Origin of the sequence: Nonomuraea sp. NPDC048826, assembly GCF_043198225.1 — a bacterium.
GTDB lineage: Bacteria > Actinomycetota > Actinomycetes > Streptosporangiales > Streptosporangiaceae > Nonomuraea.
In genome coordinates, this window is record NZ_JBICUQ010000003.1 from 576,853 (window position 1) to 589,623 (window position 12,771).

The window sequence follows — 12,771 nt, forward strand, 5'->3', positions numbered from 1 at the left end:
GACGATGGTGGTCACGTGGGTCTCCTTCACGGGATCAGACGGTGGCGGGCGCGGGGACGGCGGGGTCGCGGTACCTCGGCGCCACGGCCAGGCAGATCGCGCTCAGCACGCACATGCCGACGAGCATGGCCACGGCCGGCCAGGCCGCGCCGCCGGCCGCGCCCACCAGGGCGGTCGCCACGATCGGGGACAGGCCGCCGAAGACGGCGCCCGCGCCCTGGTAGGCCAGCGAGATGCCGGTGTAGCGCACCTGCGGCGGGAACATCTCGGACAGGATGGCCGCCATCGGCCCGTACGTTCCCGAGGTGGCCAGCCGCATCAGGCCCAGCATCAGGAAGATCAGCACGGCGTTGTGCGAGCCGAGCACCGCGAACTGCGGCACGGCCAGCACGGCGGTGAGCACCAGGAACACGATCACGACCTTGCGGGCGCCGAACCGGTCGCCCAGCCAGGCGACGCCCAGCGTGGCCACCAGCTCGACGAACGCGGCGAAGCTCAGGCCGCTGAGGATGAGCCGCTCGGACTCGCCGACCGGCGCGCTCGTCGCGTACGCGAGCAGGAAAGTGGTGAGGAGGTAGTAGCCGCCGATCGCCACCGGCAGCGTGCCGATGCCCAGCAGGACCGACCGCCACGAGAGGCGGAACACTTCCTTGATCGGCGTCGCGGTCTTCTCCGTCCGCTCGAAGACGGGCGACTCCTCGACGCGGAGCCGGATGAACAGACCCACGAACACCAGCACGGCCGAGACGATGAACGGCGCCCGCCAGCCCCAGCTGTACAGCGCGTCGTCGCCGAAGAGGGTGATCAGGCTGAACGCGCCGGTGGCCAGCAGCGCGCCGGCCGGGTTGCCGAGCTGGGCGAACCCGCCGAAGAAGGTCTTGCGGTGCGCCGGCGCGTGCTCGACCGCCATCAGCACGGCCCCGCCCCACTCGCCGCCGACGGCCAGCCCCTGCACGAAGCGGAGCAGCACCAGCAGCATCGGCGCGAGCGCCCCGATCGACGCGTACGAGGGCAGCAGGCCGACCGCGAAGGTGGCGGTGCCCATCATGAGCAGGGTCACCACCAGCGCCGACTTGCGGCTCACCCGGTCGCCGAAGTGGCCGAACACGATGCCGCCGAGCGGCCGGGCGAAGAACCCGACGGCGTAGGTGGCGAACGACGCCATGAGCGCGACCGTGGGGCTGGAGGCGTTGGGGAAGAACAGGTCGTCGAAGACCAGCGCGGCGGCGGTGGCGTAGACGTAGAAGTCGTACCACTCGATGGTGGTCCCGACGAAGGCGGCGCCGGCCGCCCGGTTGGCGCGGTTCATGAGTCCTCCGATCCCGGGGGAGTGCGATGACGATAAGCGCAGGTCACAGCCGTGAGGCCGGGGACGAAACGCGCCGTTGGTGAGGAAATGGAGTGCGGTATGCCCCTTGCGGGAGGACCCACCCGGCGCTGACCGTCGCCCGGCATGAAACTTTCTTCGACCTCGTAGATCGTCTGCCCATGTCAGGGGGCCGGACTGTCCGCATGACGTGGGGTGCCGGTTGCCGGGCTAAAAGTTTCTGCCCATTATCGAAATGTTTCGAGCGATGGGAGAGGCGCGGATGCGAGCACGTCACCGTATGGCCGGAGCCGCGGTCACCACGGCCTTACTGGCGGTCCTCGGCATGGTCCTCGCCGCGCCGGCCTCCTCGGCCCAGCTGGTCGAAGTCACCGGGTTCGGGACCAACCCCACCAACCTGCGGATGCACCTGTACGTGCCCGACGGCGTGGGGTCGCGGCCGCCGGTGCTGCTGGCGGTGCACTACTGCACCGGCTCGGGCCCCGCGCTGCACTCCGGCACCGAGTTCGCCTCGCTGGCCGACCGCCACAAGTTCATCGTCGTCTACCCGTCGGCGACCCGGAGCGGGGCCTGCTTCGACGTCTCCTCGCCGCAGGCGCTGCGGCGCGACGGCGGCAGCGACCCGGTCGGCATCATGTCCATGGTCCGGTACGTCCACCAGCGCCACGGCGGCGACCCCGACCGCACCTTCGTCACCGGCGTGTCCTCCGGCGCGATGATGACCAACGTGCTCCTCGGCGACTATCCCGACGTGTTCAAGGCCGGCGCCGCCTACATGGGCGTGCCGTTCGGCTGCTTCGCCACCACCGACGGGTCGAGCTGGAACAGCCAGTGCGCCAACGGCCAGCTCATCAGGACGCCGCAGCAGTGGGGCGACCTGGTACGCGCCGCGTACCCCGGCTACAGCGGACCTCGGCCGCGCATGCAGATCTGGCACGGCACCGAGGACGGCACGCTGCGCTACCCGAACTTCCAGGAGCAGATCAAGCAGTGGACGAACGTCCACGGCCTGAGCCAGACGCCGTCCTTCACCGACACCCCGCAGGCCGGCCACACCCGCACCCGCTACGGCGGCACCGGCGGGACGGCCCCGGTCGAGGCGATCAGCCTCCAGGGCGCCGGGCACGACCTGCCCAGAGGCGGCATGGCGGCCGAGACCATCCGCTTCTTCGGCCTGGACTCCGGCGGCGGCCCCACCACCACGCCGACCGTCACGCCGACCGTCACGCCGACCGTCACCGGGCCCTGCCAGGTCAGCTACGCGATGAACACCTGGAACACCGGGTTCACCACCGAAGTCTCCATCACCAACGGCGGCGCCGCCCCCATCACCGGCTGGTCGCTGGCCTTCGCCCTGCCCGCCGGGCAGACGATCACCGGCGCCTGGAACACCTCGATCACCCCGCGCAGCGGCCAGGTCACGGCCACGAACGCGTCCTACAACGGCACCATCGCGCCCGGCGCCGCGGTCACCTTCGGCTTCCAGGCCACCCACGGCGGCAACACCGCCGAACCCACCGCCTTCACCCTCAACGGGGCCGCCTGCACGGTCACGTGACCCCCATGAACGGCGCCGCACCCGTGCGGCGCTGCCCCGGGACGCCAGGAGGATGACCGCTCGGCGCGCGTACCCCCGCCGGGCGGGCAGGCGGATCACCGGGGCCGCCGGGCCCTCGAACGCCGGTGCAGCGGGCTTTCGAGGGCCTGGCGGCTTACCTCCGCCCAGCCTCGTCCGGTCCGCCGTCTCTACCCTGTGACCATGGACCCACGACTCGGTGACGATCTCGTACGCCTGCCCGACCTGCTCCAGGAGACCCGCGAGCACGCCGTACGCATCCTGCGGGAGCTGGGGGAGCGGCCGGTGGCGCGGCCGCCCGCGCGGCGGGAGCCGACCGCGCTGCCGGAGCGCGGCGCGGGAGCGAGCGGCGCGCTGGAGACGTTCGCGCGGCGGTGGGAGCCCGGCTTCTCGGCCGGCGCCGGCCCGCGCTACCTGGGGTTCGTCACCGGCGGCACGACCCCCGCCGCGCTCGCCGGCGACTGGCTCACCGGGACGCTCGACCAGAACGCCGTGACGAACCTCGACTCCTCCGCCGCCGACCTCGAACGCGAGACCGTCTCGTGGGTGCGTGAGCTGCTCGGCCTGCCCGGCGCGTACGAGGGAGCGTTCGTCAGCGGCGCCACCATGTCCAACGTCACCGGCCTCGCCATCGCCCGCGAGTGGGTCGGCGAGCGGCGCGGCGTCTCGATCGCCGAGCAGGGGATCGCCGCACTCGGCCCGGTGCCGGTGCTGTCCGGCAGCCCGCACTCCAGCATCGCCAAGGCGCTGTCCCTGCTCGGCCTGGGCCGTTCGGCGATCCGGCAGGTCGGCGTGCTGCCCGGCAGGGAGGCGGTCGACGTGGACCGGCTCGCGGCGGCGCTGCGCGAGCTGGACGGGGAGCCGGCCATCGTGGTCGCGAACGCCGGCACGGTCAACACCGTCGACTTCGACGACCTGCGGGCCGTCGCCGCGCTGCGCGAGCATTACCCGTTCTGGCTGCACGCAGACGCCGCCTTCGGCGCCTTCGCCGCCCTGTCGCCCGAGCACGCCCACCTGGTCGACGGGCTGGGCGAGGCCGACTCGATCTGCGTCGACCTGCACAAGTGGCTGAACGTCCCGTACGACAGCGCGATCCAGCTCACCCGCCGCCGTGACCTGCAGACGCGGGTCTTCCGCAACTCCGCCGCCTACCTCGGCCCGGTCGGCGAGGAGCCCGACTTCGTCCACCTCACCCCCGAGAGCTCACGGCGGCTGCGGGCGCTGGCGGCGTGGTTCACGCTCGCCGCGTACGGGCGCGAGGGCCACGCGGAGATCGTCCGGCGCGACATCGCGCTCGCCGCCCGGCTCGGCGAGCGGCTGGCCGCGATGCCCGCCTACCGGCTGCTCGCCCCGGTCAGGCTCAACGTCGTCTGCTTCACCCCGGCCGCGGACCCGTCGCGCGCCGGCGCGGTGGCGCGCGCGGTCGCCGCGTCCGGCGAGGCGTTCCTCACCCCGACCGAGTACGCGGGCGTGCCCGCGCTGCGCGCCGCCTTCTCCAACTGGCGCACCACCGAGGCCGACGTCGAGCGGGTGGCCGCCGTGCTGGAGGCGGCGGCCGGGTGACCTCAGCCGCAGAGCGGGACCTCCCTCCCGGCGCTCTTCGGGGCGGTCGCACCGTGCCGCCGGGAGAGGTCGGTCCCCAGCGAGGTCAGGGTGTGCATCACCGCCTGGCCCTGGCGCCTCGACGAGATCAGGCCCGCCTTCCGCAGGACGGCGGCGTGGCGGCTCGCGGACGCCGCCGAGATGTTGAGCCGGTGGGCCAGCTGGGTGGTGGTGACGCCCGAGCCGACACTGCGGAGCACGGCCGCGCGGGTGGCGCCGATCAAGGTTCCCAGGCTCTCGGAGTCCTCCGCCTCGCCGTTGCGCCGGCTGATCGGGTAGACGAGGACGGGGCGCAGCCGCGGGTCGGCCAGCGCGATCGGGACTCTCCTGCAGAAGTAGGACGGCACCAGCAACAGGCCCCGGCCGTCCAGGCGCAGCTCCTTGTCGATGCCGTAGTCGACTTCGAGTACGGGCGGACGCCACCTCATGAGAGGGCTGAAGCTGGTGAGCAACGCCTCGACGCCGCCGTCGAGGAAGCGGGCGACGCGTGACAGCCGGTCGTGCTCGACGGCTGACCTGAACTCGGGGTGCGGGGCGATGGCCGCCTGGTGGTAGGCGCGCAGGGCCGCCGTGAGCGCGCTGAGCGCCGCCGGCCGGCCGTCCGCCACCGGACCGACCCAGGTGGGCAGGCGGGTGTGCCGGGCGAGCTGCTCGATCTCGCCTCTCAGTCGCCTGGGCGGGGTCGACAGGATGGCGTCGAGCCCGGGTTCCAGGCCCTGGCGCCCCTCGGCGGGGGTGAGGAAGTCGGGGAAGTACGGTCCCATCGGCGCCAAAGTGGCCAGGAGCCGCGCGCCAGGCCTGATCTGCGCCATTCTCCGGTGGTCACCGCGTAACCGGTGTTTCCAGGTGCGTAAGGCCGGGTCGGCGTCGCGGTCGGTCAGCCGGAACCGGCTGATGAGGATCTCCCACAGCGGGTCCTCGGCGGCTGCGATCGTGGTGCGGGCCAGATCGTCACCGGTGAAATGGATCCGCAGTATTCCCATGTCACCCTCCGTAGCGATCCGCCCCTGGCGGTGCCCCCTGGCTCGTCCCCGGATCGCGGCACTTACTGTACTCAGGCCCCCTGAAACCCCTGGACACGGGTCCTTATCTGCGCTTTTTCACCAGAATGCAAAGTTCTGGCCTTGGTCGTCTCGCATGTAACAAGCTGTGAGGGCGCCGGGCCCTTTCGGAAGCAACGGGGGAAAGGGGCCGGCGAAGCTTGAGGGGGAGCTGTGAGCGTGGCTGTGCCCGGCCAGGGGGCCGGAAGCATCCGTGCCCGCCTCGTACCGCTGGCCGCGGTGGCATGCCTGCTGACCGCGGCCGCGTGCGCGGCGGAGCCGGAACTCGACCCGAGCCTCGGCCTCGACCGGCGGCCGCTGGTCCTTCCGCTCGACGCCTACCACCTCTCTCCTGAGGAGGAGGCCGTCGTGCTCCAGGCCCAGACCGAGCTCTTCCGTACCTGCATGGCGAGGCTCGGGTTCACGGCGCCCGCAGCGGCCCGCCCCGAGCCTGTCGACCGCAACCACGAGCGCTACCTGCTGGAGGACGAGGAGATCGCGAAGAGCCGCGGCTACCATCCGCCGGCAGACCCGGGAACCCGCGCCGGGCCCGAGGTCCGCACCGCGGCCTATCTCGCCGCCGCGCACGGCACCGGCCGCGGCGACGGCGCCCCTCGCGGAGGGTGCGAGGCGGAGGCCCACGACCGGCTGGTCCCCGCGCCCGCGGGCGAGGCCATGCGGCGCGTCACCGACCTGAAGGGCTGGAGCTGGGAACGCTCGCTGACCGACAGCCGGACCGTCGCCGTCTTCGCGGCCTGGTCGTCGTGCATGGCCCGGCTCGGCCACGACTATCCGACGCCGAGGGCGGCCAACAACGACGTCGCGTTCAGGACCGTCGAGCCGACCGCCCAGGAGATCGCCACCGCCGTCGCGGACGTCCGGTGCAAGCGGCAGACGGACGTCGTGCGCACCTGGGCCGCCGTCGAAGCCGCCTACCAGAAGCAGGCGATAGCCGAGCACCGGCAGGAACTGCGGGAAGGCAGGCGAACCATCACCGCCCTGGTGACCGCCGCCCGCCCCATCGCGCGAGGGCGTTGACGCCCTCGCCCGCACACTCCCGGGCCGGGTCCTGCCGGCCTGGGTCCACCTACAAGAAAGGCATCACCCGAATGAAGCGCGTCATCCGGTCGTTCGCCGCCATGGCCCTGCTGGGCACCGCGGTCACGATCGCGACCACCGCCCCCGCCTCGGCGGCCGCCTGCACCGACGCGGTCTGCGTCTACGAAGGAAGGGACGGCACCGGGACGGTCGCCGGTTTCACCACCGCCGACAACAACTTCTCCAACAACAAATTCCTCAACGGCACCAACGTCAACGACCGCATCTCCTCCATCAGCGTGGCGACCAACCGCAACGCCGCGATGTTCTACACCGACTCCTACTGGCGCGGTCACGCCCACCGGATCGAGAACCTCGGTCACAGCCGGCCGCAGAACGCCGCCTGGGACAACGCGTTCAGCTCCTTCCGCTACGTCGTCATCGACTAGGCGTGCCGAGGGCCGGTGTCCGCGCGGGACACCGGCCCTCGCCGGTCGTCGCGTCAGCCGAGGCGCACCGGCAGCGTGCGCGGCCCGCGCACCTGGCCGGAGGCCCAGGTCACCGCCTCAGGATCGGCCAGGGAGAAGGACGGGACCCGCTCCAGCCACACCTCCAGCGCCACCCGCAGCTCCATCCGCGCCAGGTGCGAGCCCACGCAGCGGTGGATGCCGAGCCCGAACGCGGCGTGCCGGTTGACCTCGCGGTCGATGACCACCTCGCCCGCCCGGTCGAACTGCTCGGCGTCACGGTTCGCGGACGGGAACGACAGCAGGACCCAGTCATCCGCCCTCATGTCCACGCCCCGCCAGGTCATGTCCTCCTTGACCAGCCGCGCCATCGTGACCGGCGCGTACGCCCTGAGGAACTCCTCCATCGCGGTCGGCAGTAACTCCGGATGGGCCACCAGGCGCTCCCGGTCCGCCGGGGTCTTCGCCAGGTGCCACAGCGACGCGCCGATCGCGCTCCACGTCGTGTCGATGCCGGCGATCAGCAGCAGCGCCATCGTGCCCGACACGTGCTCCGGCGCGAGCTTCTGCCCGTACAGCTCGGCGTCGATCAAGTACGTCGTCAGGTCGTCGCGCGGGTTGGCCAGATGATCGTGGATCTGCACGTACAGATAGTCGAAGAGCTCCTCGAAGTTGGCCATCCGCTCGTCCGGCGGCAGGTTGACGCCTTCCAGCACGTTCTCGATGAACACCCGGAACTGCGGCCCGTCCTCCGGCGGGAAGCCCAGCATGTCGGAGATGACCCGAATCGGGATGTGCTGGGCGTACTCGCTGGCGGCGTCCACCACGTCCCGGCCTTCGAACGCGTCGATGAGCGAGTGACAGTACGCCCGCGCCGCCGCCTCGCGCTTCGACACCGCGGTCTTGGTGAACGCCGGCAGCAGCAGCTTGCGCGCGTCGTGGTGGAACGGCGGGTCGGAGGAGATCGGCGGGGTGCTGCCGACCGGCGCCAGCTCCCGCGGCGGCCGGAAGTTGCTTATCACGATCGACCGTGACGAGAAGCGCTCGGTGTCGTACGCGATCGCCGCCACGTCCTCGTAGCGGGTCGGCAGCCAGCCGCCGCCGAACCGGTCCGTGTGCGCGATCGGGCAGCGCTGCCGCAGATCGTCCAGGATCGGGTACGGATCCGCGGCCCACTCCGGCTCCAGGTGCGAGAAGTCCGTCGCCCAGTCCGCGACGGGACCGGTGACGATCTCGCTGCGGGTGCCCAGGAGCTCCTCTTCGTCGTCCTGCGCGCGTGCGTCCCGGGTGAAGCGGTCGTCGACGGTCATGTCATTCCTCCTCGGAGAGGGTGATCGCGCTTTCCGGGCAGTTGGAGACCGCCAGGCGGGCCGTGCGCTCCTCGCCCGGCGGCACCACGCCGTCGCCGATCACCGTCCCGTAGCCCTCGTCGTCCTCGCCGAACAGGGCGGGCGCGATGTCGTAGCAGCGGCCGTGACCCTGGCAGCGCTCCGGGTTGATCTGAACGTTCACGGTGTCGAATCCCTTGGTGCGGTGGTGTCGGAGGGAGCCAGACCGGTGACGACGCGGCTGAGCAGGGCGGCCCAGTCGGCCTCGTCCACGGCGTGCAGGTCCGGCGGGACGAGCGCGCTGCCGATCGAGAGCGCGAGACAGAAGTGGGCGACCGCCTGGGGAGACAGCCCCCGGTCGAGCTCGCCGTCGCCCTGCGCGACCCGGACCAGCCCGGCGATCCAGTCGGCCCGCTCGCCGACGTAGTCGCCCGTCGGCCGGGCCACGTCCGCGTCCCGCCGCGCGGCGACCAGCGCCTCCACGAGCAGGTAGCCGCGTGCGTCACGGCGCCGGGGCAGCTGCCGCCCCATGGCCAGCAGCAGCTCCGTCGCCGACCGGTCGGGATCGTCGGCGAACAGGTCGGCCAGCAGCTGCCGGGCGTGCGCCCGCAACGCGGCCACCAGCAACTCCGCCTTCGACCCGAAATGCGCGTAGAGCGCGCCGTTGCTCACCCCCGCCGCGGCGGCGATGTCGGCCACCCGGGTCCCGTCGTACCCGCGCTCGGCGAACACCTCGGCGGCCGCGCGAAGCAGCCGCTCCCGGGTCTCAGCGGCGGTGACACCGGCTATGCGCCCCATGCACGAATTAAAAGACCGTTCATTTGATTCGTCAACGGCCCAGAACAGTGAAGGTGGCGCCTGTCTGGTGCCGCTCCCCTTGATAGTTGGGGTGCGGTGCCCCGAGATGCCGCGTTCACTTTCGACGGGGCTCGGCTGGTCAGCCGGGCTGTCTGTCTCGCTCACGGATGCCGGCTCCATCGCGATGCGGCACGATCCTCAACGGGGCCGTATGCGGGCAGCCGATCCCACAGATCAACACGGGCGCGTTCACGGACCGCACGGGTCGCAATGGACGTCCAGGGGCGGTTGGTCAGTGATCAGCGTGTGGAGCCAGTCGACCAGCCGGACGCCCTTCACCTCGATCTCATAGAACTTGTCCGGCTCGAAAATCTGATGGTCGGCGCCGGGCGCGGTGTAGCTGTGCAGGCGCACCCCGGCTCTTTCGATCGCCGCCTCGTTGCGGTCGATCTCGGCGAGGAGGTTCGGCGGATTCCCGTCCAGCCACCGGGTCAGCTCCGAAGTCGCGTTCGGGTCGTAGGCGAAGTCGAAACGGGCCAGCTTGAGGTTGGGATCATGCAGGGCAGCCTGGGTCCAGAACCGGGGGACGCCCCAGGCGCGGACGGTGAGCCCGTTGACCGCCCAGTCCGGCATCGTGTCGTAGGCGCCCCATCGGGCGTCGAGGACGCCGGCGTTGAAATCGGGGTTGTCCGGCCAAGCGCCGGACTGGGCGCCGAGCACGATGACCTCGGCGTCGGGGAGCCGGTCGGCGACCAGGCCGCCGTAGATGGGAGCGGCGACCGACCCCGCGGTCTTGCCGACGACGACCACCTGTTCGGCGTTGGGGTAGTGCTCGGTGAGGTGGTCGAGCGCCGCCGTACCGTTGACGTAGCCGCGGTGCTCGACGGTCAACTCCGGCGCGTACTGCTGGGAGACGTCGCCCAGATGTGCATCGCCGGTGCAGGAACTCACATAGAGGAACGAGTAATCGGCGAACGGGTTGTCGGCCCGGGTGGTGTCGAACATTCCGCGCCGATTCTCCGGTTCCACGCCTGAGATGTTCCAGTCGTAGAAGTCGTTCTCGCCGCGGTCGCCGGTGAAGGCACACATCGTCGCGTCCCAGCAGACGCCTCCGCCGTTCAGGAAGAGCACGACCTTGGCCGGGTCGGCCCGCCGCTCCCAGAAGGAGAACGGGCTGCCGTCAGCGCAGTGGCAATCGCCTGCCGGCACGACCCGGTCCCACACCAGTTCCTTGCGGGTGGTGCTGCAGCCGGTCAGCACGATGGCCAGAGCGACCAGCAGGAGCAGAGGTGTTCTCCGCACACGGTCGTGACGAGGACGGCCGCCGGTGTCGCGGGAGATGTTCGTCATGGGTCACAGGCTGGGCGGCACCGCAATGGCCGCGCACCTGTCCGTGGTCATGTTCCGAACCCTGACCTTCGACGGGTTCCGGGAGGCGGCGCCCGGGCTTAGGGTGTCGCCTGGTATGAAGACTCCCCTGGCGGCCCTGTGGGGCGCTTTACGCGGCTCGCGCGTCCAGGATGCCGGCCTCGCCGCCCTGCTGCTGGCCGGCACGTGGGCGGTCAATGGTGCCGCCGCAGTCGGGGAGACCAGCGGGTTGCTCGCCGAAGCGGTTTGGCTGCGGGAGCCGGCGGCCCGGTGGGTCCTGATCGGGGTCTGCGTCGCCGCCGTGGCGGTGCGCCGCAGGTGGCCGGTTCCGGCGCTCGCCGCGGCATCGCTCGCCGCCGTGGCACAGATGGCGCTGGCGGCGGCACCGGTGCTCGCCGATCTGGCCGTTCCGATCATCCTCTACACGATCGCCGCGCGGCGGCGGCGCGAGGTGTCGCTCGCGCTGCTCGGTGCCGCTCTGGCCGTGGCGACGGCATGGTCGGTGTACGTGGCCCTCGACGGCAAGCCCGACAGCTGGCTCCACGAAGGGCGGCCCTTCGGCGTCGGCGGACAGGAACGCACGCCGGAGGATCCTGCCAGGCCGCCGCAGGGCGCGCCCGACGGACCGCGGCAGGACGGCCAGACGGACACGACGTCGGGCCCGACCGACTGGGGCGGGATCCCCGTCCTCGGCCCCCTCCTGGTCGTCGCCTGGGCGATCGGCTGGGGTACCCGCAGCCGCCGCGCCTACCTCGGCGAGCTCAAGGCGAGGGCACGAGACCTGGAGCGTGAGCGCGGCCAGCAGGCCGCGCTGGCCGTGGCCGCCGAGCGGGCCAGGCTCACCCGTGAGCTGCACGACGTGGTGGCGCACGGCCTGGCCGTCATCGTGATGCAGGCGCAGGGTGGCGCCGCGGCATTCGCCAAGCGGCCGGCCGACACCCTCGCCGCACTGGACACCATCGTCGCGACAGGCCGCGCCTCGCTCGCCGACATCCGTCACGTGCTGTCCGCGTCCGGGCAGGTCGACGACGCCGCGCGGCCGGTGCCGGGCCTGGCGCAGCTGCCCCGCCTCATCGACCAGGTGCAACAGGCAGGCACCCCGGTCCAGCTGCACATCAACGGATCGCCGCGGCCGCTGCCCACCGGCGTGGACGTCTCGTCGTACCGGATCGTCCAGGAGGCGCTGACCAACACGATGAAGCATGCCGGGCCAGGAGCCTGCGCCCAGGTCGTGATGACCTACGCAAGAGACGAGTTGAGGATCGATGCCAGCGACAACGGCACCGGCGAGCCGGCCTCCGGCGGGACCGGCCATGGGCTGAGGGGCATGCGGGAACGCGCGGCACTACTGGGCGGTGAGGTGGCGTCCGGCCCGGGGCCGGACGGCGGCTATGTCGTACGGGCCCGCATCCCCCTCGATCCGGGAGAGATCGCATGATCCGCGTACTGCTGGTCGACGACCAGGCCCTGCTCCGCGCCGGTCTGCGGATGATCCTCGAGAACGCCGAGGACATGGACGTCGTCGGGGAGGCCGACGACGGCGCCACGGCCACCGCCCTGGCGGTCGAGACGACGCCCGACGTCATCCTGATGGACATCCGGATGCCGGACGTCGACGGGCTGGAGGCCACGCGTCGCATTCGCGCGTCGCTCCCGGACGGACCGCGCATCCTGATCCTCACCACCTTCGACCTCGACGAGTACGTGTACTCCGCGCTGCGGGCCGGCGCCAGCGGATTCCTGCTCAAGGACACCCTCGCCGCCGATCTGCTGTCCGGGATCCGCGTGGTGGCCAGGGGCGACGCCATCGTCGCGCCACCGGTCACCCGGCGGCTGATCGAACGCCACATCGGCACGTCCGGCGACCCGCTGCCCCCTACCGAGGCTGAGCTTCGCGTCCTCACCGAGCGAGAACGCGAGGTGCTCGAACTGATCGCCCGGGGCCTGTCCAACGCCGAGATCGCCGGCCGTCTCTTCCTCACCGAGGGCACCGTGAAGGGCCACGTCAGCCGCATCCTGACAAAGCTCGGTCTGCGGGACCGGGTCCAGGCCGTGATCTTCTCCTACGAGTGCGGCCTGGTCCGCGCCGGCATGTGACGATCCGGCGACAGCAGCCGGCGACCCCCGTGATCAGCTAGGCGCCCGTGCCACGATCAGGGCACTCGGACCCCTGAATAGATCGATCTGGATGACGGTGCCCAGGTCGGCTGCATGCCCCGCTGTCATG

At 71.6% G+C, this 12,771-nt stretch carries 12 protein-coding genes; 6 read left to right on the forward strand and 6 right to left on the reverse strand.

The genetic code is table 11. The features are described 5' to 3' along the window. Positions 1-34: 34 nt before the first annotated feature. Positions 35-1,309 carry an MFS transporter gene (locus ACGFI7_RS13205; RefSeq protein WP_393403219.1) on the reverse strand — a complete coding sequence of 425 codons (1,275 nt, stop codon included), beginning with the start codon at positions 1,307-1,309 and terminating at the stop codon, positions 35-37. Between the two features lie 280 nt (positions 1,310-1,589). On the opposite strand from ACGFI7_RS13205, the gene ACGFI7_RS13210 reads away from it, so the two are divergent. Next, positions 1,590-2,885 (forward strand): PHB depolymerase family esterase, encoded by a 1,296-nt coding sequence (locus ACGFI7_RS13210; protein WP_393403222.1) that lies wholly within the window; start codon positions 1,590-1,592, stop codon positions 2,883-2,885. Between the two features lie 201 nt (positions 2,886-3,086). After that, on the forward strand, positions 3,087-4,466 hold the full coding sequence (locus tag ACGFI7_RS13215; protein WP_393403225.1) for a pyridoxal phosphate-dependent decarboxylase family protein: 1,380 nt from the start codon (positions 3,087-3,089) through the stop codon (positions 4,464-4,466). Between the two features lie 2 nt (positions 4,467-4,468). On the opposite strand, the gene ACGFI7_RS13220 is transcribed toward ACGFI7_RS13215, so the two are convergent. Beyond that, the gene (locus ACGFI7_RS13220) at positions 4,469-5,488 is read right to left on the reverse strand and encodes a transcriptional regulator (RefSeq protein ID WP_393403228.1); all 1,020 of its coding nucleotides are present in this window, start codon (positions 5,486-5,488) and stop codon (positions 4,469-4,471) included. Between the two features lie 231 nt (positions 5,489-5,719). On the opposite strand from ACGFI7_RS13220, the gene ACGFI7_RS13225 reads away from it, so the two are divergent. Both ACGFI7_RS13225 and ACGFI7_RS13230 read left to right on the forward strand, forming a co-directional pair. Next, positions 5,720-6,583: a hypothetical protein gene (locus ACGFI7_RS13225; protein ID WP_393403231.1), complete on the forward strand. Its 864-nt coding sequence runs from the start codon at positions 5,720-5,722 to the stop codon at positions 6,581-6,583. A gap of 71 nt (positions 6,584-6,654) precedes the next feature. Further along, entirely contained in the window at positions 6,655-7,032 is a 378-nt protein-coding gene (locus ACGFI7_RS13230) for a peptidase inhibitor family I36 protein (protein ID WP_393403233.1), read from the forward strand. A gap of 53 nt (positions 7,033-7,085) precedes the next feature. Here the strand turns inward: ACGFI7_RS13230 and ACGFI7_RS13235 are convergent, their stop codons facing one another. From ACGFI7_RS13235 to ACGFI7_RS13250, 4 genes are all read right to left on the reverse strand, one after another. After that, positions 7,086-8,360: a cytochrome P450 gene (locus tag ACGFI7_RS13235; protein WP_393403236.1), complete on the reverse strand. Its 1,275-nt coding sequence runs from the start codon at positions 8,358-8,360 to the stop codon at positions 7,086-7,088. A gap of 1 nt (position 8,361) precedes the next feature. Continuing rightward, entirely contained in the window at positions 8,362-8,562 is a 201-nt protein-coding gene (locus tag ACGFI7_RS13240; protein WP_393403238.1) for a ferredoxin, read from the reverse strand. Beyond that, positions 8,559-9,176 (reverse strand): TetR family transcriptional regulator, encoded by a 618-nt coding sequence (locus ACGFI7_RS13245; protein WP_393403241.1) that lies wholly within the window; start codon positions 9,174-9,176, stop codon positions 8,559-8,561. The genes ACGFI7_RS13240 and ACGFI7_RS13245 overlap by 4 nt, the downstream gene beginning before the upstream one ends. Positions 9,177-9,425: 249 nt before the next feature. Further along, entirely contained in the window at positions 9,426-10,526 is a 1,101-nt protein-coding gene (locus ACGFI7_RS13250; RefSeq protein WP_393403243.1) for a pectin acetylesterase-family hydrolase, read from the reverse strand. A gap of 115 nt (positions 10,527-10,641) precedes the next feature. On the opposite strand from ACGFI7_RS13250, the gene ACGFI7_RS13255 reads away from it, so the two are divergent. Both ACGFI7_RS13255 and ACGFI7_RS13260 read left to right on the forward strand, forming a co-directional pair. After that, positions 10,642-11,982 (forward strand): sensor histidine kinase, encoded by a 1,341-nt coding sequence (locus ACGFI7_RS13255; RefSeq protein ID WP_393403246.1) that lies wholly within the window; start codon positions 10,642-10,644, stop codon positions 11,980-11,982. Beyond that, positions 11,979-12,641, forward strand: a complete 663-nt coding sequence (locus ACGFI7_RS13260) for a response regulator (protein ID WP_393403249.1) — start codon at positions 11,979-11,981, stop codon at positions 12,639-12,641. Before ACGFI7_RS13255 ends, ACGFI7_RS13260 begins: the two co-directional genes overlap by 4 nt. Positions 12,642-12,771: the final 130 nt, after the last annotated feature.